Raw genomic sequence first — 25,524 nt, 5'->3', positions numbered from 1 at the left:
GGAAAGAAGACAGACATGACTGTCCACGAAGTGGATGTCCTGATGATCGGGGCCGGCCCGGCGAACCTCGCGCTGGCCGTCGCCCTCGAGGAGTGCGGCCGGTCCGGTGTGGCCGGTGGCGCGATGATCCTCGAACAGCACGAAGACGTGAAGTGGCAGCGGAACCTGATGCTGCCGTGGGCGCGCAGCCAGGTGTCCTACGTGAAGGACCTGGTGACCCTGCGCAACCCGCGCAGCCGCTTCTCCTTCCTCAACTTCATGCACGAGCGCGGCGAGCTCGACGAGTTCGTCAACCTCGGCACGTTCAACCCGTTCCGCTGGCAGATCTCGGCGTACCTGCAGTGGGTCGCCGACTCGCTGGAGCAGGTGCAGGTGCGCTACAACGCCCGCGCCGAGCGGGTGCTGCCGATCCACTCGGAGTCGGGCCAGGTGCTCGGGTTCACCGTCCCGCTGTCGGACGGCGACACGATCCTCTGCCGCGACCTGGTCGTCGGCGGCGGCCGCGACGCCCACGTGCCGGAGGTCTTCCGCGGGCTGCCGGCCGAGCGGGTCGTGCACAGCACCGAGTTCAGCACCCGCGTCGCCGAGGTGGTCGAGCTGGCCCGCCCGGGCAAGCCGCTGCGCCCGGTCGTCGTCGGCGGCGCCCAGAGCGCGGCCGAGATGTTCATGGCGCTGCACCAGGACGCGCCGGGCTCGTCCCCGACGCTGCTGCTGCGCGCGATCGCCCTCAAGGACTACCAGACCAGCAAGTTCGTCAACGAGCTGTTCTTCCCGTCCTTTGTGGACGAGTTCTTCACGATGTCGGAAGAGGCGCGGGAGAAGGTGCTCGCCGAGATGCACCTGACCAACTACGGCGGCCTGGCCGCGCCGTTCCTCGAAGAGCTGTACACCATGCTCTACAAGCAGAAGATGCTGGGACAGCCCGTTTCCACGATCCGCGGGTCCGCCGACGTCGTCGGCGCCCGGACCGTCGGCGACGAGATCGTCCTCGACGTCCGCGACCTCAAGCACGACGTCGTCGAGCAGATCCGCTGCGACGCGGTGTTCCTCGGCACGGGCTTCGACCCGCGGATGCCGTCGATGGTCCGCGGCCTGGCCGACGCGATCGGCCTCGACGGGATCTCGGTGAACCGGCAGTACCGCGCCGACCTCGGCACCGGTGCGCACGGCGCGCTGTACCTGCAGGGCGTCAACGAGGCGACGCACGGCATCTCGGACTCGCTGATCAGCGTGCTGGCCCAGCGCTCGGCCGAGATCGCCGGCGACATCGTCGAGCGGCGCGGCACCGGTCCCGACGAGGACCGCCGCCGTTCCGGCGAGTCCGTGGTGGTGGCGGTATGATCGACGTCCGCTCCCTCGACCGCGGCAACCTCGAACGCGCGTACGGGCTCGACTCCCAGCGGCTGCTGCCCTGGCCGGAGCTCAACGCCCCGTTCGAAGGCGCCTGGTGCGTCCTGCGCCCGCAGACCACGTCCACCGCGCACTCCCACCACGAGTACGAGATCTTCATCGCCCTGTCCGGCGTCGCCACGCTGGTCGTCGACGGCGTGCGGCACCCGTTCGCCGCCGGCGACGTCGTCCGGCTGCCGCCCGGCTCGACGCACTGCGTCACCAACGAAGGCGACAGCGACTTCGAGTACTACGGCGTCTGGTGGGACACCGAGATGTCGGCCCGGTTCACGGCGCGCCACGAAGCAGGCGTGTCATGAGCGCCCGGACGGTCGTCATCTCGCCCGCCCCGACGGCGAACGGCGACCTGCACCTCGGGCACATCGCCGGCCCGTTCCTGGCCGCCGACGTCCACAGCCGCTACGCGCGGTCGTTGGGCCGCGAAGTGTTGCTGGGCACCGGGTTCCAGGACACGTCGACGTTCGTGGTGACGACCGCTTTCCGTCGCGGCGTCACCCCGCAGGAGCTGGTGGCCACGTCGGCGGCGCAGATCGCCGCCAGCCTGGAGGCGATGGGGATCAGCGTCGACGGCTACACCGGCGACGACGACCGGTTCACCAAGTGGGTCGTCGACTTCGTCGCCCGGCTGCACTCGGCGGGGAAGCTGGAACTGCGCACGATGAAGTTCCCGTACTCGCCGAAGTCGGGGCAGTTCCTCGTGGACGGCTTCGCGTCCGGCAGCTGCCCGGAGTGCCTGGCCGACTGCTGCGCGGGACTCTGCGAGAGCTGCGGGCAGCTGGTGGCGGCGGGTGACCTGCTCGACGTCCGGTCCACTTTGGACCCGGCGGACCCCGTGGAGCTGCGCGAAGCCGACGTGCTCGTGCTGCCGGTCGAGAAGTACCGGGCCGGGCTGCAGGCGCACTTCGCGGCGCACGCGTCGGGGATGCGGCCGCACATGGCGCAGGCGATGGCCGCGATGCTGGCGCGTCCGCTGCCGGACTTCCCGGTGACGTACCCGACGTCGTGGGGCATCGAGGTGCCGTTCCCGGAGGTCGCCGGGCAGCGGGTCAACCCCAACGCCGAGCCGATGGCGTGGAGCATGCACGCCACGGCGTTGTCGGCGGGCTCGTCGTCGGAAGACGAGCTGTGGCTGGCCGGGGCGGGTTCGGAGATCGTGTACTTCCTCGGGTTCGACAACATCTACCCGTTCGCGATCGCGGGGCCGGCGATGCTGCTGGCCCTGGACGGCCGGTACGACCTGCCCACGCGGTACCTGACCAACGAGTTCTACGAGCTGGACCACAAGAAGTTCTCGACCAGCCGCGGGCACGTGGTGTGGAGCCGCGAGCTGGCGGCCGAGGTGCCCCGCGACCTGATCCGCTTCCACCTGGCGGCGACGAGCCCGGAGCACCAGCGGACGAGCTTCAGCCGCGACGGGCTGGCGCGGGTGACGTCCGCGCGGCTCGTGGAGCCGTGGAACCGGGTGGCGGACAAGGTGAACCGGTGGGTCGGGCTCGGCCCGCTGCCGGTGTCGTCCCGGTCCCGCCGGGCGGCTTCGCGGATGGCTTCGCGGTTCGCCGAGTCGTACGAGCTGGCGGGGTTCAGCCTGAACCGCGCGGCGGAGACGATCGCCGAGCAGCTGGCCCGCCTCGACTCGCGACCGGTGACGGGCGCGGACGCGGGCGACTTCTGCTTCGAGGTCGACCGGCTGGTGCGCGGAGCCGCGCCGATCCTGGTGGACCTGGCGGAGCGGGTGCTGCGCGAGGACGCGGGGGTGGACGCGGATTCGTTCACGCCGGTGGCGTTGCCGCGGCTGCGGGAAGCGGAGGCCGGCCGATGACCGCCGTCACCCGTCCCGAGCTTTCACGTGAAAGCTCGGCGCCAGGGGGGAGCTTTCACGGGAAAGCTCCGTCCCCGGCCAGTGCCGGCCGGGGTGACCTGGGCCGGGCTCGTGCCGGCCTCGCCACACCTACCGCGGGGCTCGGGGGCGCCGGCCAAGCGTCGCCCGCCGGCGGCGACGTCCTGCTGGGCACGGACCACTCCGTGCCCGGCCTGGGCACCGCCTCCCGCACCACCCGAACCCCGCGCACCCGGCGCGGAAACCTTCGCGTCGTGGTCGTCGGGGCCGGGATCACCGGGCTGCTCACCGCCATCCGGGGCGTCCTCGCCGGGCACCGCGTCGTCCTCCTCGAACGCGGGCCCGTTCCGCACCCCGGCGCCACCTCCTTCGACCAGCACCGCGCGCTGCGGGCCCTGGTCGTCGGGGACCGCGCCGCCACGCGGAAGGCCGCCGAGCTGCACCGGCGGTGGCGGGAGCTCGACGCCCTGCTCTGCGACCACCTGCCCGGGGCCGGGCTCTACCGGCGCGTCGGCGTCCTCCAGGCGCTGCCGCCCGGCCTGGTGCCCGCCGCCGTCGGCACCGCGAGCGCCGCCGGGGTGCCGATCCGGATCGTGCACCCCTCCGCCTACCCGCTCCTCGGGTTCCCGCGGGGCAGCGGCGCGGTGTTCGAACCGCACGCCGGGACGCTGCTCGCCGACCGCGTCCTGCACGCGGCCGCGCGGTGGCTGCGGCACCACCCGGACGCCGAGCTGCGGCCCGGCAGGGAAGCCGTCGCCGTCGACGCGGACCGGGCGGTCGTCCGCCTGGCCGACGGCACCTCCGTCGCCGGTGACGTCGTGCTCGTCGCCACCGGTCCGTGGACCGGGGAACTGGTCGACGCGCCGGTGGCCCTGCACCGCCAGACCATGGTGTACCTGCGCCCGCCCGCCGCGCTCGCCCACGCCTGGGCGGCGACGCCCACCGCGGGCGGCCTCGGCGCCGACGGCCGGGCGTGGCTGCTGCCTTCGGTCGCCGGGACCCTGCTCAAGGTGAGCACCGACGCCGTCCGGCGCGAGGTGACCACCCTGGCCGGCCCCGACGACGACGCGGGCTGGGCGGCCCGCGTCCTCGCCGCCGGCGTCGTGTCCGATGTGGACGGATACGACGTCGTGCGCGTCAAGCACTGCCACTACACCACCGCCGAGGGCGGCGACACCGGCTTCGTCCGCGTCGGCCTCGCCGCGTGGGCCCGGCCGGCCAGCGGCCCCGACGGCTTCCGCACCGCGCCGCTGGCAGCGGACGCGGTGGTCGCCGCTCTCGCTTCACCGACCCGAAGGGACCTTCGATGACCACGAACCCGGGCGCGCTGCTCGTCATCGGCAGCGGCCTCAAGCTCTACCGCGAATACCTCGTCAAGTCCGTGGCCGAGCGGGCCCGCGAAGCCGGCCTGCGGCTCGTCCTGATCAACAACCTCAAGCCGACCTGGCAGCACGAGTACTTCGACGACATCACCGTGGTCAACGTCTTCGACCACGCGCTGCTCGCCGAAACCGCCCGCGAGCTGGCCGGGAACTACGCCGTGGCCGGCGTGCTCTGCTGGGACGAGCCGCTCGTCATGCCCGCGGCCGAGCTGGCCGCCGAGTTCGGCGTGCCGGGCCTGAGCATCCCCGGCGTGCACGGCTGCCGCGACAAGCACAGCTGCCGCGTCCGGCTCACCGCCGCGGGCCTGCCGCAGCCCGGCTTCCACCTCGCCGCCGACCTCGACGACGCCCGCGCGGCGGTCGCCCGCATCGGCTTCCCGGTGGTCGTCAAGCCCCGCGCGCTCGGCGCCAGCATGGGTGTCTCCCTCGCCCGGGACGCCGCCGAGTTCGACGCCGCCTACCGCGTCGCCCACGAGGCCAGCCTCGTCGGCGACGAGCCCTACCGCGGCGGCGCGATCATCGAAGGCTTCGCCGACGGCCCCGAGATCAGCATCGACGGCGCCGTCCACAAGGGCGAGTACCTGCCGATGTTCATCGCCCGCAAGAGCACCGGGATGCCGCCGTTCTTCGAGGAGACCGGCCACGTCGTCGACGCGGGCGACCCGCTGCTGCACGACGAAGAGCTGCTGCGCGTCCTGGCCGACGCCCACCGCGTGCTCGGCATCGAAAACGGGATCACCCACACCGAAGTCCGGCTCACGACGAGCGGCCCGGTGATCATCGAGGTCAACGGCCGGCTCGGCGGCGACCTGATCCCGTTCCTCGGCAAGACGGCCACCGGCATCGACCCGGGCAGCGTGCTGTTCGACGTCGCCACCGGCCAGCGCCCGGACGTCACCCCGACGCGGTCCGGCGTCGCGGGCATCCGCTTCGGCTACCCGGACCACGACTGCGTCGTGCACTCGGTCGAGGTCCCGTGGGAGGCGGACGGGCTCGTCACGGCGTCGCCGATGGTCGAGCCGGGCACCACGCTGCGGCTGCCGCCGGGCGGCTACATCGCGCGCCACTCGTTCGTCGTGTGCCAGGCGACGGACGCCGAGACGTGCCGGCAGCGGCTGGCGCACGCGGCCTCGCTCGTCGAGGTGGACGCCGTCGAGATCGAGCCCCCGCCCACCGGCGCCACCCTGGCGATGCCGGCCGGACTCCTGGACGTGGACGAATGAGCATCCACTACGACGGCCGCCGGTTCCGCGCGCTCGGCGGCGGCGACGGCACGTACGCGGAGTACCGCCAGCAGGGCGACCTGGTCTGGGCCGAGTTCGAGGGCGGGCACGTCCGGCGCGGCACGGTGACCGGCACCTGCGACCCCGCCGGCGTCCTGCGGCTGGCCTACACGATGGTGCTGCGCGGCGGCGAGGTCATCTCCGGGCACAGCACCAACACCCCGCAGTGGCACGGCGGCACGCTCGTGCTGCGCGAGGTCTGGGAGCGCTACGGCGAGCACGCGGCCACCGGCGTCTCCTACCTCGAAGAGGTGTCGCTGGAGATGAGCGCGTCATGACCACGTGGGACGCCCTGCGCGGCCTGGGCGAGCTCCGGTTCCCCGGCGACCCCGGCTTCGCGGCCGCGAAGCCGGTGAACCGGCGGTTCGCCGCCACCCGCCCGGCGGCGGTGCTCGCCGTCTCCCGCGCCGAAGACGTCGCCCGCGCGATCGAGTGGGCGCGGACGGAGTCGGTGCCGGTGTCCGTCCGCGGCGGCGGGCACAGCTACGCGGGCCACTCGACGGGTCCCGGCCTCGTGCTGGACCTGCGGCGGCTGTCCGGCATCCGCGTCGACCGCGGCACCGGGCTGGTCACCGTCGGCGGCGCGACGCCGATGAAGGCGCTGTACGCGGGGTTGCGGCCGTGGGACCTGACGTTCCCGCTCGGCAACTCCGACACCGTCGGCATCGGCGGCCTGACCCTCGGCGGCGGCGTCACGACGATCTCCCGCGCGCACGGCCTGACGTGCGACGCGCTGGTCTCGACCGACGTCGTGCTCGCGTCCGGCGAGGTCGTCACGGCGTCGGCCACCGAGAACCCGGACCTGTTCTGGGCGTGCCGCGGCGGCGGGGGCGGGAACTTCGGCGTCAACACGAGCTTCACGTTCCAGGCGCGCCCGGCCCCGGCCGGCTCGACGTGCGTGGTGCTCTGGGCGTGGCCGCACGCGGTCGAGGTGCTGGCCGCGATGCAGGAGATCATGCTGGCCGCGCCGGCGGAGTTCTCGGCGCGGATCGGCGTCGCGCGCTCGGCGGGCGACGACGGCGTCGTCTCCGTGGTCGGCCACCACCTCGGCCCGGCCTCGGAACTGCGTGAGCTGCTGGCTCCCGCTTTCGCTGTGGCAGCACCGGATCGCGCCGATCTCGAGGACCGCGACTTCTGGGACGCGGCGCGGTTCCTGCACCACAGCAGCGAAGGCGGCGCGTTCGCCGTGCGCACGCGGTGCACGCCGCACGCGCTCGCCGACGCGGGGCTGGAGGCGCTCGTCCGGGCCGTCGAGAAGTGGCCGGGCAGCGGCAACCCCGACGGCGCCGGGGCCGCGTTGTTCGCGTGGGGCGGGGAAATCTCGCGTATTCCGGTCGCGGACACCGCGTTCCCGCACCGGGACACGAAGTTCCTGCTGAGCCTGGACACGTCGTGGACCGAGCGGGACGCACCCGGCGTCGTCGCGGCGAACCTGGACTGGCTGCACGCGCTGCACGCCGAGACGGGCGAGTTCGCGCCGGACGCCTCCTACGTCAACTTCACCGATCCGGACCTCGAGGACTGGCGCGGCGCCTACTACGGCCCGAACGCCGCCCGGCTCGCCGAGGTCAAGCGCCGGTACGACCCGGGCCGGTTCTTCTCTTCACCGCAGGGGTTGTGATGAACGATCTTCGTGGGGCGATGCGCACGTTCGCGACCGGCGTGTGCGTCGCCACGACGTACCGCGACACGCCCGGCGGCCGGTGCCACGACGCCGTCACCGTCAATTCCCTGGGGTCGATTTCCCTGGAACCGCCGCTGGTTTCGCTGTCGTTCCGGCGTGAATCCGCGTTCCTCGGGGATCTCCTGGCGACCGGCCGCTGGGTGGTGTCGATCCTGCCGGCGGACGCGCGCGACGTCGCCCGCCGGTTCGCCGGCCCGCGCGCGTCCCGGGTGGTCGCCGGTTTGAAGGCGAAACCGGGGGAGCGGACGGGCGCGCTCGTGCTCGACGGCGCGAGCTGGCTGGAGTGCGCGCTGGCCGAGAGAATCGACCTGGGCGACCACACGCTGGTCGTCGGCGAGGTGCTGGCGACCGGCCAGGACCGGCACGCGCCGGCGCTGGTGTTCGTGCACGGCGGCTACCACTCGATCACCGACCCGCGGCAGGGGCCGGGGCAGTGGGGCGAAGCGCTCTGACGGGTCATGTCCGAATCTGGCTAGCCGCCGGTCGCGCGGTTCGGCCATGCTCGGCCGGGTGAACGAAGACGTGCTGCGCTGGAGCGGCCAGCGCACGGACCGGGTCGACGAGGGGACGCTGCCGGGCCTGGCCCGCCTGACGGGGTTCGTGCGCAGCGTCCGGACGCCGGAGTTCCGCGGCGTGACGTTCCACGAGGTGCTGGCGAAGAGCGCGTTGAACCACGTCCCGGCGGACGCGCGGATGCTGCCCGACGAGTACACGATCAACCCGTACCGGGGGTGCACGCACGCGTGCCAGTACTGCTTCGCGCGTCCGACGCACACGCGGCTCGGCCTGAACGTCGCCGGCGACTTCGACAACGAGGTGATCGTCAAGACGAACATCGTGGAGGTGCTGCGGACCGAGCTGGCGCGCAAGCGCAAGCTGCCGCCGAGGGTGGCGTTCGGCACGAACACGGACGTCTACCAGCGCGCGGAGGGCCGCTACGAGCTGATGCCGGGCATCATCGGCGCGCTGACGGGACACCGGGTGCCGTTCTCGATCCTGACGAAGGGGCCGCTGATCCGCCGCGACCTGCCGCTGCTGGTGCGCGCGTCCCAGGCTACGACGGTGCACCTGGGCGTGTCGCTGTCGATGCTGGACGAGGAGCTGCAGCAGTCGGTGGAGTTCGGCACGGCGACGACGTCGGCCCGGCTGGCGACGGTCCGCGCGATCCGCGACGCGGGGCTGGAGTGCACGGTGTTCCTGTCGCCGATCCTGCCGCACTTGTCGGATTCGGTCTCGCAGCTGGAGGCGCTGGTGTCGGCCGTGGCCGAGGCGGGGGCCACGGATGTGCTGTACCACCCGTTGTTCTTGTCTTCGGGGGTCAAGGACGTGTTCTTCGCGTGGCTGCGGCAGGCGCACCCGTCGTTGGTGGACTCGTACGTGCAGTTGTATTCGTCGGGTTCGGAGACGGGGTACCGGCACGAGATCGGCGCCCGGATCCGGCCGTTGATCGCGAAGTACGGTTTTCCCGAGCCGAGCAAGGAGATCGAGGACAAGTTCGCCTTGAACGGCCGCCGCGGTCAGCCGCCGGCGCCGGAACCCACGCAGGCGACGCTCTTCTGACTACTTGGTGCCGCCCGGCGCCCAGAGGCTGTCCGCGTCGCCCGCTTCCAGCCGTCCCCGGTACACGCCGATCTTCCGGTCGATCAGCTTCAGGTTCTCCTGCAACTCCTCCAACCGCGCCAGCACGTCCGCCCGGTGCGTCTCCAGCAGCGCCAGCCGCTCCTCTTCGTTCCCGCGACCAGCGCTGACCAGCTCCGCGTACCGCCGGATCAGCTTGATCGGCATCCCGGTCGCCCGCAGCTTGGTGCAGATCTTGATCCAGTCCAGATCCAGCTTCCGGTACCGGCGACGTCCGCCGGAAGTGCGGTCCACCTGCGTGACCACCAGGCCCGCCCGCTCGTAGTACCGCAACGTGTGCGCGCTGACGCCGGTGCGGCGGGCCGCCTCGGCGATCGTCAGCCCGGCCTCGGGGATCGATTTGACTTCGAGCACGCTCTAAATCCTAACGTCGATCGCATGAACGTTCCGACTCCGCGCCATCCCGCGCTCGTGCTGGCCGTCTGCTGCGCCAGCATCGTCGTCGCGGTGATGGACATCTCCATCGTCACCGTCGCGCTGCCGTCGATCCGGCGCGACCTCGGTGCCTCCGTCTCCGGTCTGCAGTGGACGGTCGACGCCTACACGCTCGTGCTGGCCGGGTTCCTCGTGCTCGCCGGGTCGACCGCCGACCGCTTCGGGCGCAAACGCGTCTTCCTCACCGGGCTCACCGTCTTCGGCCTCGGCTCCCTGCTCTGCAGCGTCGCCCCCGGCATCGGCTGGCTCATCGCCGCCCGCGCGGTCCAGGCCGTCGGCGGCACCATGCTCAACCCGGTCGCGCTCGCGATCGTCACCACGGTCTACCCCGCGCCCGCCGAACGCGCCCGCGCGATCGGCGTGTTCGGCTCGATGTCCGGGCTGGCACTGGCGCTCGGCCCGATCCTCGGCGGCGCCCTCGTCGACGGCCTCGGCTGGCGAGCCGTCTTCTGGGTCAACGTCCCGGTGATCGCCGTCGCGATCGCGGCCACCCTCAAATGGGTCCCCGAATCCCGCGCCGCCCGCGCGCGCCGGTTCGACCCGCTGGGCCAGGTGCTCGTCGTCCTCGTGCTCGGCAGCGTCGTCGCGGCCATCATCGAGGCCCGCGCGCTCGGCTGGACGTCGCCGGTGATCCTCGGCCTGCTGGTCCTCGCCGCGCTCGCCGTGGCCGCGCTCCTGCGCCACGAACCGCGCCGCGCCGACCCGCTGCTCGAACTGCGCCTGTTCCGCAGCGTCGCGTTCAGCGGCGCGATCGTCACGGCGTTGTTCGCGCTCTGCGGGTTCGGCGTCTTCCTCTTCGTCACCACGCAGTACCTGCAGGACACCCGTGGCATGACCGCGTTGACGGCCGGGCTTTGCCTGCTCCCGGTCGGCGTACTCGTGTTGGTCTTGTCCCCGCGGGCCGGACGGCTGGTCGGCACCCGCGGCCCGCGGCTGCCGCTGGTCGTCGCTGGGACCGCGCTCGCCCTCGGCGGCGTGACGTCGGCGTGGCTCGGCCCGGCCACCCCGCTGCCCCTCGTGCTCGCGGTCTACCTGCTCTTCGGCATCTTCCTCGGCACGGTCAACCCGCCGATCACCAACACGGCCATCTCGGGGATGCCGCGGTCGATGGCCGGGGTCGCCGGCTCGCTGGCCTCGGCCGGACGGCAGACCGGCACGACCCTCGGCGTCGCGCTCGCCGGGACCCTCGGCGCGGGACCCGGTGTGTGGTGGCTGGTCGCCGCGCTCGGCGCCGGGGTCCTCGTCCTGGCCCTCGTCAGCACGGGCGCGCGGGCGGCGGCCACCGGTCGGCGTGCCGCGGAGCTGTTCGCCGAAGTGGAAGGGGTCAGCCTCCCGCGACCGACGGGATGATCTGCACTTCGCCGCGGTCGCGCAGCGCCGTCGACGGTCCGTCGAGCCGGCGGCACTCCTCGCCGTCGACGTAGAAGTTGACGTACCGGCGCAGGCCCGCCTGCTCGTCGCGCAACCGCCGTTCCAGCCCCGGGTACCGCTTGGCCAGCTCGTCCAGCAGCGCCCCGAGCGTGGCCGCTTCGCCGACCTCGACCTCCAGCCGGGACTCGCCGCCGGTCTTCTCCCGCAGTGGCCCGGGCACCAGCACCGTGATCCGCACGGTCACACCGTCGCGGCGCGGACGCTCAGCACGTCCGGCAGGTGCGAGACGACCAGCTGCCAGCTGTCGCCGTCGTCGCGGCTGGCGTAGACGTCGCCGGTCCGGGAGCCGAAGTAGATCCCGGCCGGGTCGGCGTCGTCGGCGCACATCGCGTCGCGCATCACCCCGGCCCAGTACCCGTCCGGCAGGCCGGAACCCACGGCCTCCCACGACTTCCCGGCGTCTTCGCTGCGGTACACCCGGCACCGGCCGTCCGGCGGGAACCGCATGACGTCGGCGGTCAGCGGGAACGTGTAGATCACCTCGGGCCGGTGCGGGTGGACGACCATCGGGAAGCCGAAGTCGCTGGGCAGGCCGTCGGCGATGGACTGCCAGCTCGTCCCGCCGTCGTCGCTGCGGTAGACGCCGTGGTGCACCTGCGCGAAAAGCCGCTCCGGCGCGCTCGGGTGCATCGCGACCTTGTGCACGCAGTGGCCGTACTCGGGGTACGGGTCGGGCACGTGCACCGCCTTGATCCCGGTGTTGCTCGCCCGCCAGGACGCGCCGCCGTCCTCGGTCCGGTAGACGCCGCCGGTCGACATCGCCACGGTGACCCGGCCGGGCTCGACCGGGTCCGGGAGCACCGTGTGGATGGCCTTGCCGCCCCCGCCGGGCGTCCAGTGCTCGCGGTGCGGGTGGTCCCACAGGCCGCGGACCAGCTCGTACGTGCGGCCGCCGTCGTCCGAGCGGAACAGCGCGGACGGCTCGGTGCCGGCGTAGACGACGTCCGGCTCGCTCGGCGGCCCGGGCACCAGCTGCCAGGCCCGGACGAGTGATTCGGCGGTGTCGGGCGGGAACGCGATCGGCGCGTGATCGGGTTCGTCCCAGGTCGCGCCCAGGTCGTCGCTGGTGGCGACGCTCGGCCCGTAGTGCTCGCTGGTGACCCCGGCGAGCAGCCGCGGCGTGGCCCGGCGCGTGTCGATGCCGACGGCGTAGACCTCGGTCATCGGGTGGTGCGGCCCGGTCACCTCCCAGCCCGCCCGGTCGTCCGTGCCGGTCGCCAGCCACAGTCCCTTGCGCGTCCCGATCGCGAGCACGACAGCCATTCCGCACCTTCCCCTCGGCGTGACCGGTGTCACAGTACTCTGCCGGAAAAATCTCCGGGGAAAAATGTCGAGCGCCGCGCGCGGCCGATCGACGCGGGGGTGAAGGCCGGACAGCGAGCGCGGGACGACCCGGGCCCCGGCCGACGAGAACCAGGGAGCACCACCATGCGTTTCCTCATGATGCACCGGATCGACGAGCACGACCCGGCCGCGTGGAACCCGACGCCGGAGTTCATGCGGAAGATGGGCGGGTTCATCCAGGAGGCGGCCGAGAAGGGTGTCCTGATCACCGCGGAGGGCGTGCACCAGACCGACAAGGGCGCGCTGGTCCGCAAGCCGCGCGGCGCGGCGATCCGCGTCACGGACGGGCCCTTCGCCGAGGCCAAGGAGGTCATCGGCGGGTTCGCGCTGATCAACGCCGCCGACCGCGCGGAGGCGGTCGAGTTCGCCAAGCGGTACGTGGACCTGTTCGACCTCGAGATCGAGGTCGAGATCCGCCAGGTCGTCGAGTTCGACGACCTCCCGGCGCAGGACTGACGGCCGCCGGTGGCGCCGGGCCGGGACGGGCTCCGGCGCCGCCGGCCGGGCTCCTTTCCCTGACAGCTCCCGGACAGTTCCGGACGGCCGTTGTGCTCCGCCCGCGCTCACGCCAAGGTGGATCCGGCGTCGGCCGGGAGGGGGGAGCGTGAGCGAACGTGCGCGGGCGGACCTTTCCGCGGTTCTCGGGGTGGTGCTCGCCGTCCCCGTGGTCGCCAGCAGCCTGCTGGTGCTGGGCCTGCTCGGGAAGCTGGTCTGGCCGCCGTACTTCTGGGTGCTGCCGGCCGGCTGGGCGCTGGCCGGCGCGATCACGTTCGTCCCGGTCTACGAGCACCTCGTGCTGTCCGTGCTGCTCAAGATGCGCGAGCCCAGCCAAGGCGAGCTGACCTGGCTCACGCCGTGCTGGGCGGCCGTGTGCGACGCGGCCGGCGTCGACGGCGGCCGGTACCGCCTGTGGGTGGAGCCGTCACGCGAGCTGAACGCCTTCGCCGCCGGGGGCCGGACCGTCGCGGTGACCCACGCGGCCCTCGACCTGCCCCGCCCGGGTCTGGAGGCGATCCTCGCCCACGAGCTGGGCCACCACCTTTCCGGGCACACGCGGGCCACCCTGCTGGTCCACTGGCTCGAGCTGCCGGCCCGGGTGCTGTCCCGCCTGGTCCGGCTGATCGCCTGGGTCGTGCCGCACGTCGGCCGCGCGTTCCGCTCCTTCGGCCGGGCGGTCGAGGTGCTGGTCACCGTGCTGCTCGGCCTGGGTGTCCTCACCGCGCTCGCGTTCCTCGACCCGTGGCTGCTGCTGACGCCGCTGCTCGGCCCGGTGCTCGCGTGGTCGAAGCGGCTCGGCGAGTACCGGGCCGACCGGATGGCGGCGCGGCTGGGGTACGGCCGGGAGCTGGCGCTGCTGCTCAAGGCGTGGAACCTGCGCGACCGCGGTGACGAGCGCCGGCTGTGGTCCCGGCTGATGGCCGGGCACCCCGCCCACATCGACCGGGTCAAGCGGCTGAAGGACCTCGGCGTCAGGTTGTGAGCGTGGTGAGCACGACTTTGCCCGCCGCGCGTCCGGCGTGGAGGTGGCCGATCGCCGCGGCGGCGTCGGCGAGCGGGTAGGTCCGGTCGAGCGCGGGGGTGAGCTTCCCGGCCTCGATCAAATCCCGCAGGTCGTCGAGGTCCGCGCCGCGTTCGGTGGCGACGAGCCCGCGCAGCCGGTGCCCGACGAACGGCGACAGCAGCGCCGCCCGGAGCACGCGTTGGATGCCGCCGAGCCACTTGCCGCCGTTTTCGCCGCCGACGATGACGAGCGTGCCGCGCGGGGTCAGCGCCCGGCGCAGGGCGGACAGCGAACGCAGGCCTGCGGTGTCCACGATCAGGTCGTACCGCCGGCCCGCGAAGTCCTCACGCGTGTAGTCGACGACGTGGTCGGCGCCGAGCGTCCGGACCAGGTCCGTCTTGGCGGTGCTGCACACCCCGGTGACGTCCGCGCCGAAGGCCTTGGCCAGCTGGACGGCGAAGGAACCCACGCCACCCGCCGCTCCGATGACCAGGACGCGTTGGCCGGGCTGGACGCGTCCGGTGTCGCGCACCGCCTGCAGTGCGGTGCCGCCGGAAATCATGACGGCGGCCGCCTGCTCGAACGAAAGGCGCGCGGGTTTCGCCGCGACGAGGTCCTGCTTCGCGACGGCGTACTCGGCGAACGCGCCTGCGCAGACGCCGAACACCTCGTCGCCCGGCCGGACGCGCGAGACGCCGTCGCCGACCTCCTCGACCGTGCCGGCGAAGTCGAGGCCCCGCACCGGTTGTTTCGGACGGCGGAGCCCGAAACCCAGCAGCCGCAGCAGGTACGGCTCCCCGGTGGTCAGGTGCCACACGCCCGGGTCGACGCCGGCCGCGTGCACGCGCACGAGGACCTCGCCGGCACCGGGCGACGGTCTGTCGACGTCGCGGAACTCGAGGACATCCGGGCTGCCGTACCGGTCCTGGACGATGGCTTTCACGATGACTCCTCCGGGTACTGGAACACTTCTTCGAGCGGGACGCCGAACACGTGCGCGAGCTGGAACGCCATCTCGAGCGAAGGCGAGTACCGGCCCTGCTCGATCGCGATGACGGTCTGGCGGGTGACGCCGATCCGGCCGGCGAGGTCGGCCTGGGTCATCTGGCCGTGCGCGAACCGGAGGGCGCGGAGCGAGTTCGTGACGCGGGTCGGTTTCACCACGCCGGGAACCCCCGCCGGTAGGCGAAGATCCGGGCGACCGACCCGAGGATCGCCGAGAGCGTGAAGGCCAGGTAGACGGCGTTGGCGATCCAGAAGTGCGGCGCCTCGGCCATGGCCAGCAGCAGCGCGGCGACCGCGCCGATGACGACGAACGAGTGGCCAATGTACTCGCCGAACCGGCCGATCTCGCGGTCGCGCTGGTCTTTCGCGCCGTCCTTCGAGACCACCGCGACGAGGATGCTCAGCACGATCGTCGCGACGATGGACGCGCCGACCGTCCAGAGCAGGGTTCCGACGTACGGGACTTCGGCCAGCGCCCGCCCGCCGGCCCGGCCGAGGACCAGCACGAGGTACACCGCGTAGCTCACCACCGCGGCGATCCCGAGGATCCAGGCGCTCTTCTCTTCGTGGGTCACCACGTCAAGGTAAAACAAACCAGACACCGTGTCAAAGTTTCTTGACATGAGAAAATCTTCGGCGAGGGTGTCCAAGGGACGGTCCGCCGTTCGTAGTCCCCCCGTACGGCAACCGAGCCACTGGAGGATCCCGTGAAGTACCTGATGCTGATCAACGCCTCGCTCGACGCGGACGGCGAGCCCACCGGCTGCAGCACGCCCGACGACTGGATGCTGTTCGACAAGTCCCTCAAGGAGGCCGGCGTGTACGTCGGCGGCAACTCGCTCGCCGACTTCACGACGGCCGCCGCGGTCCGCGTCGACGAGAGCGGCGAGCGGATCGTCACCGACGGGCCGTTCGCGGAGTCCCGCGAGGTGCTCGGCGGCTACTTCGTCGTCGACGTGCCGGACTTCGACGTCGCGCTCGACTGGGCGGCGCGCTGCCCGGGCGCCCGCGACGGCGGGCACATCGTCGTGCGGCCGCTCGCGTCCTACGGGGACTGACGGCGGTGGCGGACGGGGCGGTCGAGGCTTTCGGGGGTTCCGGGTGGCGGAGCCCCCGGCCCGGGGCGGAGTCCCGGCTGACGCTGGCGGCCGTGTTCCGGGAGGAGCGCGGGCTGCTGCTGGCCGCGCTCGTCCGCCGGTTCGGCGACCTCGACCTGGCCGAGGAGGCGACGTCGGAGGCGATCGAGGCGGCGCTGGTGCACTGGCCCGCCGAGGGCGTCCCGCCGAAGCCGGGCGCCTGGCTGATGACGACGGCCCGGCGCAAGGCCGTCGACCGGCTGCGCCGCGACCAGGCCTACGCGGCCCGGCTCGCGGTGCTGCAGGTCGAGGCCGACCGCGCGGCGCCCGCCCCGCCGTCGGACGGCGGCCTGCCGGACGAGCGGCTCCAGCTGTTCTTCACGTGCGCCCACCCGGCGTTGCCGGCGGAGGACCGCACGGCGCTGACGTTGCGCTGCCTGGCCGGGCTGACGACACCGGAGGTGGCGCGCGCGTTCCTGGTGCCGAGCGCGACGATGGGCAAGCGGATCGTGCGGGCGAAGAACCGGATCCGCGCGGCCGGGATCCCGTTCCGGGTGCCGTCCGCCGACGAGCTGCCGGGCCGGCTGCCGGGCGTGCTGCAGGTGGTGTACTCGATCTTCACCGAGGGATACGCGGCGAGTTCGGGCCCGGACCTGCAGCGGCTCGACGTGGCGGAAGAGGCGATCCGCCTGGCCCGCATCCTCCGACGGCTGCTCCCGGCCGAGCGCGAAGTGGCGGGCCTCCTGGCGCTGATGCTGCTGATCCACGCCCGCCGTGACGCGCGCACGGGCCCGGACGGCGACCTGGTCCTGCTCGACGACCAGAACCGCGACCGCTGGGACGCCGAGATGATCGCGGAAGGGACGGCGCTGGTGGAGGCGGCGTTGACGGGCGGCCCACCGGGTCTGTACGGAGTCCAGGCGGCGATCGCGGCCCTGCACAACGAGGCCGAGGATGTGGCGAGCACGGACTGGCCCCAGATCGTGGGGTTGTACGACGTGCTGCGCGGGCTGGCACCGTCACCGGTGGTGGAGCTGAACCGAGCGGTGGCGGTGGCGATGAAGGACGGCCCGGCGGCGGGGCTGGCGCTGCTGGACGAGCTGGCGGAGGAGCCGAGGTTGCGGGAGTACAGCCCGTTCCCGGCGGCCCGGGCGGACTTGCTGGTCCGTTTGGGCCGCCACCCCGAGGCGGCGGACGCGTACCGAGAGGCGCTCGCCTTGGCGGGCACCGAACCCGAGCGGGCCCACTTGCGCCGCCGCCTCACCGAGTGCGCCAAGCCGTGAAGCACCTGCCCGGGAAGGTCGCGAATGACGCATTGCCGGCACCGGACGTCCCGAATGACGCATTGGCGGCACCGGACGTCCCGAATGAGTCATTCGCGACCCTTGCCGAGGCGTCCGGACCAGGAGCGCGGGCGCCCGAAACTGTCGGTGGTAGCCGGTAAAGTGGATACCGGGGGCCAGAGGCCAAGCCGGCGCCGGGGCCCGCCCTGCGCAAGGGCGTCGCGTCAGGCCCGAACTCCCGCTACGCCGGCGCCCGCAACGCCGCCACCGCGGGTGCGAACATCGTCGCCTTGATCGCGCCCAGCGTCCCGCGGTCCTTGCCCGCCAACGCTTCCACCCGCGCCGAAGCCACCTTCACCACGTCACCCTCGGCCGCGACTTCGTCGACCAACCCGAACGACAACGCCTCCGGACCCCCGAACCGCCGCGCGGTCGTCATCGCAGCGATCGCCGACGCCGGCGTCAGCTTCCCCTGGATCAACGCCGCCATCCCCGGCGTGAACGGGATGTTGATGTCCGCCTCCGGGAAACAGAAGTAACCCCGGTCCGAGCGCATCACGCGGAAGTCGTGCGCCATCGCCAGCATCGCGCCCGCGCCGAACGCGTGGCCGGTGATCGCCGCCACCGTCGGGACCGGCAGCGTCAGCACCCGCGCGAACAGCTCCTGCACGTCCGCGACGTACTCCGATGCCTTGTCGCCGTTCGCCGTCAGCCACTCCAGGTCGAGGCCGTTCGAGTAGAACTTGCCGCCGCCGGTGGTCACCAGCACGTCGCCCACTTCGTCCAAAGTGGAATGGACACGCTGCAGCCACTCCGGTGAGAAGCGGTTTTCGTCGTCGCCCAAGTGCAAAACGGTCACGATCGGTCCTTCTCTCGTGGGGGCACGGTCAGCACGGCCCGCACCGCGGCGGCCAGCCTCTCCCGCACCAGGGGGTCGGTGATGTCGCGCCGGAAGAACGCGGTCGGCAGGTCGACGACGCACGTCGTGATCACCTCGACGGCCAGTCCGTCGCCGCGGTCCCACACCAGCCGCGCGAGCCGCACGAGCAGCGCGACCAGCCGTTTGTCCACCGCGTGCAGGGCTTCCGCCAGCTCGTCCGGCAGGTCGGGCCCGAACAGCCGGTCGCCGCGCACCTTCAAGAGCATGCGTGCGCCGTCGGGACGTCGTAGCGCGAACACCGCCGGGGTGTCCGCGGCCGCGACCACCGCGTCGGCCGGCGAACCAGCGGAGTCCACCAGCGACGTCTGCAGGTCGAGGAACTCGGTCGCCGCGCGCAGCCAGACCCGCGCCAGCAAGGCGTTCAGTGACCCGAACGCGTGGTAGATCGTCCCGTTCGGGACGCCCGCCGCCGCGGCCAGGCCACGCACGGTGACATCGGCCGAGGAGGCGACGAGCCGCTCGGCGACGTCGAGCAGCGCGTCGAGGTCGTGCACACGGGGGCGGGGCATGCCGCGACCGTAACAGAACGCGTGCTCCAAAACCAGCGCGGTAGGCTGCCGCCGTGGAGATCTGGGTCAACCCGGCGTGCTCGAAGTGCCGGTCCGCCGTGTCGTTGTTGGACGAAGCCGGCGCGCAGTACACCGTGCGCCGCTACCTCGAGGACCCGCCGACCGCGGCGGAGCTCGAAGCCGTGCTCGCGCGCCTCGGCCTCGAGCCGTGGGACATCACGCGCACCGCGGAACCGATCGCGAAGGAGCTCGGCCTCAAGACGTGGGGCCGAACCCCCGAAGACCGTCCCCGCTGGATCGAAGCACTGGCCAAGCACCCGAAGCTCATCCAGCGCCCGATCATCACGGCCGACGACGGCACCACCGTCGTCGCCCGCGACCCCGAAACGGTCCGCTCGGTCCTTTAAGGAATCACGCCGTCCTTCGCGAGCAGCGGGACGTCGAGGGGCACCGTTTCCGGGTACTTGATCCCGGCGCCGGTGTTCAGAACCACGACGTCTTCGTCACCGCCCAGCCAGCCCGACTCGCGAAGGTGACGCAGTGCGGCGAAGCACGCCCCGCCTTCGGGACACACGAAAGTGCCCTCGAAAGTGGTCAGTTCCCGTTGCGCCGCAAGCAGTTCCTCATCAGTGACGGCGACCGCGGTTCCGCCGGTCGCGTACACCGCGTCCAGCACGAGGAAGTCGCCCAGGGCCTTGGGCACGGTGATGCCGAAGGCGACCGTCCGCGCGTCGGGGAACGGCTCACACTCGCGGGCACCCCGTTCGAAGGCCGAAACGATCGGCGCGCACCCGGTCGCCTGCACGGCGACCAATCGCGGCAGCGACCCGGAAATCCAGCCCAGCTCCCGCATTTCCAGCAGTGCCTTGTAGATCCCGATGATCCCGACCCCGCCGCCGGTGGGGTAGAGGATGACGTCGGGCAGCCGCCACCCGAACTGCTCCGCGATCTCGTACCCCATCGTCTTCTTGCCCTCGATGCGGTACGGCTCCTTCAACGTCGAGACGTCCTGCACCCCCGGCCGCCGCCCGACGGCCGCCGCGACGAGCTTCCCCGCGTCGCCGATCAGACCGTCCACCCGGTACAGCTCGGCCCCGGCGGCGACGCACTCGCGCATGGTGATCGCCGGCGCGTCGTCCGGCATCGCGACCAGGCTCGTCAGGCCCGCGCGGGCCGCGTACAACGCCCACGCCGCGCCCGCGTTGCCGTTGGTCGGCATCGCGATCCCGCCCACGCCCAGTTCGGCCGCCCGCGAGACGCCGACCGCGGCGCCCCGCGCCTTGAACGTCCCGGTCGGGACCAGGCCCTCGTCCTTCATCCACAACCGCGAAAGCCCCAGCTCACGGCCGTACCGCGGCAGGCGCAGCAACGGCGTCATGCCTTCGCCGAGGCTGACGACGTGCTCGGGCGAGCGCACCGGCAGCACCTCGTGGTAGCGCCACAGCGTCGGCTCGCGGCCGGCGATCTCCTTCGGCGTGACGGCTTCGCGGACGCCGTCGAGGTCGTACCGCGCGAGCAGCGGCGCGCCCGACGGCGAGAGGCCCTGGACGACGTCGGCGTCGAGGCGTTCGCCGGTCCGGGAGCAGTCGAGGTGGCTGAGGAACGAGTACGGCACGGGCGCCTCCGGTCAGAAACGGCGGGTGAACGGCAGTGGCTTGCGCATGCGGATCAGCAGCAGGAGCGGCACCAGGACGTAGGGCAGGTTGAAGGCGAGGAACTTCGCCGGGTTGCCGGTGCGGAACGCGGGGTCGCCGAAGAACTCGACACCGAACACGACGATCCCGGTCAGCGTGACGATCATCGTCGCGTAGATCACCGACGGCAGCTGGATCCAGTTGCGGCCGGTCAGCAGCGCGAAGACGAGCACGACGTAGAACGGCATGTAGACGAACGCCGAGAGCCCGGTGACGATCCGCATCCAGTCCGGCGGGTGCATGAACAGCAGGTCGGCGTCGTGGGCGTACCAGTAGTTCGAGTTCACGAAGAAGTTGTCCGACGGCTTCGAGAAGTCGACGCCGACGGTCGGCAGCAGGTCGCTGATCAGCGACGTCACCGTGAAGGCCGAGAACAGCACCGCGAAGAAGACGTCGATCTTCCGGTCCCGCAGCGGCAGGTTCATGGACGCGATCCTAGGTCCTATTGTGAGGGGATGGACGCGCTGCGGGTCTGCCTGTACGTCTTCGCCGGGGTGACGCTCGGCACGTGGCTGATGTCGGTGCTGACCAGGGAGTACTCCTGGGTCGACCGGATCTGGTCGATCGTCCCGGTCGCGTACCTGGCGATCTTCGCGGGCGCCGCCGGGTTCGCCGACGCGCGGCTGGACGTGATGTTCGCGCTGGTGACCCTGTGGGGGATCCGGCTGACGTTCAACTTCGCCCGGAAGGGTGGTTACGCCCGCGGCGGCGAGGACTACCGGTGGGCGGTGCTGCGCGAGCGGATGAAGCCGTGGCAGTTCCAGGTGTTCAACTTCTTCTTCATCTCGCTGTACCAGAACGCGATCCTGCTGCTGATCACGCTGCCCGCGTACGCCGCGCTGGAGAACCAGGGTTCGTTCGGGGTCTGGGACGTCGTGGCCGCGGTGGTCTTCGCGGCGTTCCTGGTCGGGGAGACGGTCGCGGACCAGCAGCAGTGGGTGTTCCACCGCGAGAAGCACGCGGGCCGGGCGTCGACGCGGTTCTGCCAGACGGGCCTGTTCGGCTACTCGCGGCACCCGAACTTCTTCTTCGAGCAGGCCCAGTGGTGGGTGATCGCGGTGTTCGGGATCGTCGCCGCCGGTCTGCAGTGGACGGTCGTGGGCGCGGTCCTGCTGACGCTCCTGTTCGTCGGGTCGACGAAGTTCACCGAGAGCATCACCCGCGGCCGCTACCCGGAATATGCCGACTACCAGCGCCGGGTGTCCGCGGTGGTGCCGTGGCCGCCTCGACGCGAGCCCGCCCGCTCGTGACGGTCGTCGCCGCGCTGCAGGTCGGAACGGGCGTCCCCCTCGACCGGATCCTGGCGTTCGAGGACGAGATCCGCGGAGCTTCGCTGGTGGTGCTGCCCGAGGCCGTGCTCGGCGGCTACCCGGGCCGGGTGCCCTTCCCCGAGTACTTCCGCGCGGCGGTGACCGTGCCGGGCCCGGAGGTTGCGGCGCTGGCCGGCCTCGCAGCGCGGACCGGGGCTTCGCTGGTCGTCGGTGTCATCGAGCGCGACGGCTCGACGCTGTACAGCACGGCGGTGTTCCTCGACCCGCACCTCGGGCTGGTGGCCAAGCACCGCAAGCTGGTCCCGACCGAACGCGAACGGCTGGTGTGGGGCCGCGGCGACGGCTCGACGCTGCCGGCGGTCCCGACGGCGGCGGGCCTGGCGGGCGCGGCGATCTGCTGGGAGAACCACATGCCGCTGTTCCGCGCGGCGATGTACGCGAAGGGCGTGCAGATCTGGTGCGCCCCGACAGCCGACGACCGCGACGTCTGGCAGGCGTCGATGCGCCACATCGCCGACGAAGGCCGGTGTTTCGTGGTGTCGGCGTGCCCGTACGAGTCGTCGGGCGAGGACCCGTTCCGCGGCGGGAGCGTGATCGTCGGGCCGCTCGGCGACGTCCTGGCCGGTCCGTTGCGCGACGGCGAAGGTGTCATCAAGGCGGAGATCGACCTGGAGCAGATCGTGACGGCGCGCAAGAGCCTGGACGTGTCGGGGCACTACGCGCGGCCGGACGTGTTCTCGCTGACGGTGGACGAGCGCCCCCGGGACGGAGTCACCTTCCTGCGGTGACGCCGTCCCGGACGGGACTCACACCGCCAGCCGGCCGCCGTCCACCGGGAGAATCGCGCCCTGCACGAAGCTCGACCCCTCCGTCACCAGGAACGCGATCGCGGCCGCGATCTCCGAAGGCGCCGCCACCCGGCCGGCCGGGCCCGCCGCGGCCAGTTCGTCGAGGCCGTCTCCGAACACCGCTGTGCCCTCGGTGCGCGTCGGGCCGGGACTGATCGCGTTCACCCGGACTCCGGACGCCCCGAACTCCGCCGCCCACGCCTTGGTCATCAGCTCGACCGCCGCCTTCGACGAGCCGTACAGCGCCATCCCGGCCATGCCCCGCGCCGCGACCATCGTGGACACGTTGACGATCGCGCCGCGGCCGCGCGCGGCCATCGCCGGTGCCAGTGCCGCGACCAGGTAGTACGGCACCTTGACGTTGATGTCGTACACGCGGTCGAACTCCGCCTCGGCCGTGTCCGAAGTCGGGCCGGTCGGGAAGATCCCCGCGTTGTTCACCAGGACGTCCACCTGCCCGCCCAGCTCCTGGGCCCGGTCCGCCAGTGCGCGCGCCGACGCCGCGTCCGTCAGGTCGGCCGCGACGAAGTCGGCCTTCCCACCCGACGCCCGGATCCGCGAGACGACCTCCTCGCCGCGTGCCGCGTCCCGGCCGGACAGCACGACGTGCGCGCCGAGACCCGCCAGCGCGATCGCCGTCGCCCGGCCGATGCCGCTCGTTCCGCCGGTCACCAGTGCCGTCGACCCGGACAGTTCCGAACTCATCACTCAACTCCTCGTATCCGTTGCCCTGCACCGGATACAAGCGCGGCGACCGGAACGGGCTTCCGGCGGAGCGTTCGGCGCTCCTTATGCCCGCGATCAGTCCTGTCGATGGGCCTCCAAGGCGGCGACGAACGCCGCGAGGTCACGTCGGTGCGCTGCCGCCGGCCACACCGCCCACGTCCGCCGCACGATGGGGTTCCCGACGAGGGGGACCCACCGCACGGTGTCCGGCATCGGGTACGGCCACTCGGGCGGGGCGAACGCGTAGGCCCCGCCCGAACTGACCGCCGGGATCTTCAGCTCGACGATCAGCCGCTGCTCCTCGGGCACCTCGGGCCCGACGGTGAGGCCGTGGCTGCGCAGGATCGCCGCCAGCTCGTCGTACCACGCCGGGCTGCCCGCGCGGGCGAACGCGAACCACTCCAGCCCGGCCAGGTCCTCCAGCCGGACCGGCGAGCCCAGCTTCTCGGCGAGGTCCGCGGCCAGCAGCACGCCGACGTCCTCGGTCACCACGAGCGACGCGTCCAGGTCGGGCCCCGGCGGGCGCTCGCGCACCAGCCCGACGTCGAGTTCGCCCGCCCGCAGCGCGGCCACCTGCGCCACCGACGACAGGTGCCGGGCCTGCACCCGCGTCTCCGGGTACGCCTCGGCCAGCCGCGCGAGCGCCGACGGCAGCAGCTCGGGCGGCAGCTCCAGGGGGACGCCGACGCGCAGCACACCGTTCGTGGTGTGCCGGGCCAGCGCGGCGAGGGCCTGCTCGTGGCGGGCCAGCACCGCACGCGCTTCGCCCAGCAACGTCGTCCCGGCGTCGGTCGCCTGGACGCCGGTGCTGGTGCGGACCAGCAGCTGGACGCCGAGCCGGCGTTCGAGGGCGGTGATCGTCTGGGACAGCGCGGGCTGGCTCACGTGCAGCTGCCGCGCCGCCTTCGACATCGCACCCGCCTCGACGACCGCGACGAACGCCCGCATCTCGCGGATCTCCATCAGCGCCCCCACCGGATCGGAAGCGACTTCAGGCCGTTCTGGAAGTTCGACCGCAGCCGCACCGGCTCACCCGCGAGGGACACGAACCCGAGTACGTCGAGCACCGCGTCGAACATCGCCCGCATCTGCACCCGCGCGAGGTGGGCGCCGAGGCAGAAGTGCGGGCCGTGACCGAAGGTCAGGTGGTCGTTCGGCGCCCGCCCGATGTCGAACGTGTCCGGATCGGCGAACACCGCGGGATCCCGGTTGGCCGACGAGAACCACACCACGACCTTGTCCCCGGCCCGGATGTCCACATCGGACAGCCGGACGTCCGAAACCGCCGTACGCCGGAAGTGCATCACCGGTGTCCACCACCGGAGCATCTCTTCGACCGCCGACGGCAGCAGCGACCGGTCGGCCAGCAGCCGCCGGTACTCCGCGGGGTGCGAGAGCAGCGCCAGCATGCCGCCGGGCAGCCCGTTGCGCAGAGTTTCGTTGCCCGCCACCGAAAACAGCCAGAAGAGGTTCTCGAACTCGGCCAGCGAGACGCGGCCGCCGTCGTCCCCGACGTGCCGCATCAGGTTGCTCATGACGTCGTCGCCCGGGTGCGAACGCTTGTACTCGCCCAGCGCGTTCGCGTACGCGTAGAGATCCGGCATGCCCGCGCGCGTCCGCGGGTCCGGCATCGTCCCATCCGGCCCCGGCGACGGGCGGACGGCGAGCGCGGCCCGCGCCAGCTCGCTCACCTCCGAGGGGGAAACCGTCGAACTCACCGCGTACTCGGCGTCCTGGTAGCCGATGACGCGGTTGCTCCAGTCGTACATCAGCCGCCGGTCCTGCTCCGGCACCCCGAACACCGCGGCCAGCGTCTGCAGCGGCAGATCGGCCGCCAGGGCCGCGAAGTCGCACGAGCCCTGCGAAGCGACACCCGCGACGAGGTCTCGCGCCGAGCTTTCGATCTGCGAAGTCAGCTTCGCGATGGCGCGCGGGGTGAACGCCTTCGTGAGCAGCCCGCGCAGCCGCCCGTGCTCCGGCGGATCCATGTTGAGCATCATCCGGCGCACGTACGCGAGGTCCGCCGCGTCACGGATCTGCGTGCCGCCCAGCTGCGACGAAAACACTCCCGGGTCGCGCAGCACCCGCCGCACCTCGGCGTGGCCGAGCACGGCCCAGAAGTCGTCGACGCGCACCACCGGGCCGGCGCGCCGCAGCCGCGCCAGCTCCTCGTACGGGACACCTCGCGTGTAGGTGTCCGGATCGGTGATCGCCACGAGCCCGACCC

Annotated in this window: 30 protein-coding genes; 17 read left to right on the top strand and 13 right to left on the bottom strand. The window is 72.3% G+C overall.

Translation table 11 applies throughout. The features are described from left to right. The first annotated feature begins 15 nt into the window (after positions 1 to 15). The 9 genes from ACIQWX_RS40960 (at position 16) to ACIQWX_RS40920 (ending at position 9,156) form a co-directional block, all read left to right on the top strand. Complete coding sequence (locus tag ACIQWX_RS40960) at positions 16 to 1,341, top strand: SidA/IucD/PvdA family monooxygenase (RefSeq protein WP_400883278.1); 1,326 nt, start codon at positions 16 to 18, stop codon at positions 1,339 to 1,341. After that, positions 1,338 to 1,709, top strand: coding sequence for a cupin domain-containing protein (locus ACIQWX_RS40955; protein WP_400883275.1), 372 nt, complete (start codon positions 1,338 to 1,340; stop codon positions 1,707 to 1,709). Before ACIQWX_RS40960 ends, ACIQWX_RS40955 begins: the two co-directional genes overlap by 4 nt. After that, positions 1,706 to 3,229, top strand: coding sequence for a class I tRNA ligase family protein (locus ACIQWX_RS40950; protein ID WP_400883272.1), 1,524 nt, complete (start codon positions 1,706 to 1,708; stop codon positions 3,227 to 3,229). The genes ACIQWX_RS40955 and ACIQWX_RS40950 overlap by 4 nt, the downstream gene beginning before the upstream one ends. A 272-nt stretch (positions 3,230 to 3,501) precedes the next feature. Further along, positions 3,502 to 4,557 (top strand): NAD(P)/FAD-dependent oxidoreductase, encoded by a 1,056-nt coding sequence (locus ACIQWX_RS40945; RefSeq protein ID WP_400883269.1) that lies wholly within the window; start codon positions 3,502 to 3,504, stop codon positions 4,555 to 4,557. Continuing rightward, on the top strand, positions 4,554 to 5,852 hold the full coding sequence (locus ACIQWX_RS40940; RefSeq protein ID WP_400883265.1) for an acetyl-CoA carboxylase biotin carboxylase subunit family protein: 1,299 nt from the start codon (positions 4,554 to 4,556) through the stop codon (positions 5,850 to 5,852). Before ACIQWX_RS40945 ends, ACIQWX_RS40940 begins: the two co-directional genes overlap by 4 nt. After that, a complete protein-coding gene (locus ACIQWX_RS40935; protein ID WP_400883262.1) occupies positions 5,849 to 6,190 on the top strand; it encodes a hypothetical protein in 342 nt (113 codons plus the stop codon). The genes ACIQWX_RS40940 and ACIQWX_RS40935 overlap by 4 nt, the downstream gene beginning before the upstream one ends. Then, positions 6,187 to 7,533, top strand: a complete 1,347-nt coding sequence (locus ACIQWX_RS40930; protein WP_400883259.1) for an FAD-binding oxidoreductase — start codon at positions 6,187 to 6,189, stop codon at positions 7,531 to 7,533. The genes ACIQWX_RS40935 and ACIQWX_RS40930 overlap by 4 nt, the downstream gene beginning before the upstream one ends. Next, a complete protein-coding gene (locus tag ACIQWX_RS40925; protein ID WP_400883256.1) occupies positions 7,533 to 8,048 on the top strand; it encodes a flavin reductase family protein in 516 nt (171 codons plus the stop codon). Before ACIQWX_RS40930 ends, ACIQWX_RS40925 begins: the two co-directional genes overlap by 1 nt. 58 nt (positions 8,049 to 8,106) lie before the next feature. Beyond that, positions 8,107 to 9,156 (top strand): radical SAM protein, encoded by a 1,050-nt coding sequence (locus tag ACIQWX_RS40920; protein WP_400883253.1) that lies wholly within the window; start codon positions 8,107 to 8,109, stop codon positions 9,154 to 9,156. On the opposite strand, the gene ACIQWX_RS40915 is transcribed toward ACIQWX_RS40920, so the two are convergent. Further along, positions 9,157 to 9,588, bottom strand: a complete 432-nt coding sequence (locus tag ACIQWX_RS40915) for a MerR family transcriptional regulator (protein WP_400883250.1) — start codon at positions 9,586 to 9,588, stop codon at positions 9,157 to 9,159. Positions 9,589 to 9,612: 24 nt separating this feature from the next. On the opposite strand from ACIQWX_RS40915, the gene ACIQWX_RS40910 reads away from it, so the two are divergent. Beyond that, the gene (locus ACIQWX_RS40910; protein ID WP_400883248.1) at positions 9,613 to 11,019 is read left to right on the top strand and encodes an MFS transporter; all 1,407 of its coding nucleotides are present in this window, start codon (positions 9,613 to 9,615) and stop codon (positions 11,017 to 11,019) included. Here the strand turns inward: ACIQWX_RS40910 and ACIQWX_RS40905 are convergent. Together ACIQWX_RS40905 and ACIQWX_RS40900 are read right to left on the bottom strand one after the other, a co-directional pair. After that, positions 10,994 to 11,278 (bottom strand): ubiquitin-like small modifier protein 1, encoded by a 285-nt coding sequence (locus tag ACIQWX_RS40905; RefSeq protein ID WP_400883245.1) that lies wholly within the window; start codon positions 11,276 to 11,278, stop codon positions 10,994 to 10,996. The two genes, ACIQWX_RS40910 and ACIQWX_RS40905, sit on opposite strands and share 26 nt — an antisense overlap. Positions 11,279 to 11,280: 2 nt before the next feature. Further along, positions 11,281 to 12,363: a WD40/YVTN/BNR-like repeat-containing protein gene (locus tag ACIQWX_RS40900; RefSeq protein WP_400883242.1), complete on the bottom strand. Its 1,083-nt coding sequence runs from the start codon at positions 12,361 to 12,363 to the stop codon at positions 11,281 to 11,283. A gap of 165 nt (positions 12,364 to 12,528) precedes the next feature. On the opposite strand from ACIQWX_RS40900, the gene ACIQWX_RS40895 reads away from it, so the two are divergent. Further along, positions 12,529 to 12,900, top strand: a complete 372-nt coding sequence (locus ACIQWX_RS40895) for a YciI family protein (protein WP_400883239.1) — start codon at positions 12,529 to 12,531, stop codon at positions 12,898 to 12,900. Positions 12,901 to 13,048: 148 nt separating this feature from the next. After that, positions 13,049 to 13,924, top strand: a complete 876-nt coding sequence (locus ACIQWX_RS40890; protein WP_400883236.1) for a M48 family metalloprotease — start codon at positions 13,049 to 13,051, stop codon at positions 13,922 to 13,924. Here the strand turns inward: ACIQWX_RS40890 and ACIQWX_RS40885 are convergent. Genes ACIQWX_RS40885 through ACIQWX_RS40875 form a run of 3 tightly spaced genes read right to left on the bottom strand, consistent with a single transcriptional unit; the run spans position 13,914 to position 15,573 of the window. Next, positions 13,914 to 14,888 (bottom strand): NAD(P)-dependent alcohol dehydrogenase, encoded by a 975-nt coding sequence (locus ACIQWX_RS40885; RefSeq protein ID WP_400883233.1) that lies wholly within the window; start codon positions 14,886 to 14,888, stop codon positions 13,914 to 13,916. The genes ACIQWX_RS40890 and ACIQWX_RS40885 overlap by 11 nt on opposite strands. After that, positions 14,885 to 15,109, bottom strand: a complete 225-nt coding sequence (locus ACIQWX_RS40880; protein WP_400883231.1) for a helix-turn-helix transcriptional regulator — start codon at positions 15,107 to 15,109, stop codon at positions 14,885 to 14,887. The genes ACIQWX_RS40885 and ACIQWX_RS40880 overlap by 4 nt, the downstream gene beginning before the upstream one ends. Next, on the bottom strand, positions 15,103 to 15,573 hold the full coding sequence (locus ACIQWX_RS40875; protein WP_400883228.1) for a hypothetical protein: 471 nt from the start codon (positions 15,571 to 15,573) through the stop codon (positions 15,103 to 15,105). The genes ACIQWX_RS40880 and ACIQWX_RS40875 overlap by 7 nt, the downstream gene beginning before the upstream one ends. Before the next feature lie 84 nt (positions 15,574 to 15,657). Between ACIQWX_RS40875 and ACIQWX_RS40870 the strand changes: the two genes are divergently transcribed. Together ACIQWX_RS40870 and ACIQWX_RS40865 are read left to right on the top strand one after the other, a co-directional pair. Next, a complete protein-coding gene (locus ACIQWX_RS40870; RefSeq protein ID WP_400883225.1) occupies positions 15,658 to 16,008 on the top strand; it encodes a YciI family protein in 351 nt (116 codons plus the stop codon). 92 nt (positions 16,009 to 16,100) lie between these two features. Next, a complete protein-coding gene (locus ACIQWX_RS40865; RefSeq protein ID WP_400883222.1) occupies positions 16,101 to 17,309 on the top strand; it encodes an RNA polymerase sigma factor in 1,209 nt (402 codons plus the stop codon). Between the two features lie 241 nt (positions 17,310 to 17,550). Here ACIQWX_RS40865 and ACIQWX_RS40860 read toward each other — a convergent pair whose 3' ends face one another. Beyond that, positions 17,551 to 18,168, bottom strand: a complete 618-nt coding sequence (locus tag ACIQWX_RS40860; protein WP_400883220.1) for an enoyl-CoA hydratase/isomerase family protein — start codon at positions 18,166 to 18,168, stop codon at positions 17,551 to 17,553. Further along, complete coding sequence (locus tag ACIQWX_RS40855; RefSeq protein ID WP_400883217.1) at positions 18,165 to 18,758, bottom strand: TetR/AcrR family transcriptional regulator; 594 nt, start codon at positions 18,756 to 18,758, stop codon at positions 18,165 to 18,167. Before ACIQWX_RS40855 ends, ACIQWX_RS40860 begins: the two co-directional genes overlap by 4 nt. A 53-nt stretch (positions 18,759 to 18,811) precedes the next feature. On the opposite strand from ACIQWX_RS40855, the gene ACIQWX_RS40850 reads away from it, so the two are divergent. After that, positions 18,812 to 19,165 (top strand): arsenate reductase family protein, encoded by a 354-nt coding sequence (locus tag ACIQWX_RS40850; RefSeq protein ID WP_400883214.1) that lies wholly within the window; start codon positions 18,812 to 18,814, stop codon positions 19,163 to 19,165. Here ACIQWX_RS40850 and ACIQWX_RS40845 read toward each other — a convergent pair. Both ACIQWX_RS40845 and ACIQWX_RS40840 read right to left on the bottom strand, forming a co-directional pair. Beyond that, complete coding sequence (locus ACIQWX_RS40845) at positions 19,162 to 20,373, bottom strand: threonine synthase (RefSeq protein ID WP_400883211.1); 1,212 nt, start codon at positions 20,371 to 20,373, stop codon at positions 19,162 to 19,164. The two genes, ACIQWX_RS40850 and ACIQWX_RS40845, sit on opposite strands and share 4 nt — an antisense overlap. A gap of 12 nt (positions 20,374 to 20,385) precedes the next feature. Then, the gene (locus ACIQWX_RS40840; protein ID WP_400883208.1) at positions 20,386 to 20,877 is read right to left on the bottom strand and encodes an EXPERA domain-containing protein; all 492 of its coding nucleotides are present in this window, start codon (positions 20,875 to 20,877) and stop codon (positions 20,386 to 20,388) included. Between the two features lie 30 nt (positions 20,878 to 20,907). Between ACIQWX_RS40840 and ACIQWX_RS40835 the strand changes: the two genes are divergently transcribed. Both ACIQWX_RS40835 and ACIQWX_RS40830 read left to right on the top strand, forming a co-directional pair. Then, complete coding sequence (locus ACIQWX_RS40835) at positions 20,908 to 21,702, top strand: DUF1295 domain-containing protein (RefSeq protein WP_400883206.1); 795 nt, start codon at positions 20,908 to 20,910, stop codon at positions 21,700 to 21,702. Further along, a complete protein-coding gene (locus tag ACIQWX_RS40830; protein ID WP_400883203.1) occupies positions 21,669 to 22,511 on the top strand; it encodes a carbon-nitrogen hydrolase family protein in 843 nt (280 codons plus the stop codon). Before ACIQWX_RS40835 ends, ACIQWX_RS40830 begins: the two co-directional genes overlap by 34 nt. An 18-nt stretch (positions 22,512 to 22,529) precedes the next feature. On the opposite strand, the gene ACIQWX_RS40825 is transcribed toward ACIQWX_RS40830, so the two are convergent. The 3 genes from ACIQWX_RS40825 to ACIQWX_RS40815 form a co-directional block, all read right to left on the bottom strand. Beyond that, positions 22,530 to 23,276, bottom strand: a complete 747-nt coding sequence (locus ACIQWX_RS40825) for an SDR family NAD(P)-dependent oxidoreductase (protein ID WP_400883200.1) — start codon at positions 23,274 to 23,276, stop codon at positions 22,530 to 22,532. Positions 23,277 to 23,372: 96 nt separating this feature from the next. Beyond that, positions 23,373 to 24,260 (bottom strand): LysR family transcriptional regulator, encoded by an 888-nt coding sequence (locus tag ACIQWX_RS40820; RefSeq protein ID WP_400883197.1) that lies wholly within the window; start codon positions 24,258 to 24,260, stop codon positions 23,373 to 23,375. Further along, positions 24,260 to 25,513, bottom strand: a complete 1,254-nt coding sequence (locus ACIQWX_RS40815; protein ID WP_400883194.1) for a cytochrome P450 — start codon at positions 25,511 to 25,513, stop codon at positions 24,260 to 24,262. Before ACIQWX_RS40815 ends, ACIQWX_RS40820 begins: the two co-directional genes overlap by 1 nt. Between the last annotated feature and the right edge of the window lie 11 nt (positions 25,514 to 25,524).

Origin of the sequence: Amycolatopsis sp. NPDC098790 (assembly GCF_044759945.1) — a bacterium.
Lineage (GTDB): Bacteria > Actinomycetota > Actinomycetes > Mycobacteriales > Pseudonocardiaceae > Amycolatopsis.
This window is presented reverse-complemented; position numbering and strand designations above follow the sequence as displayed.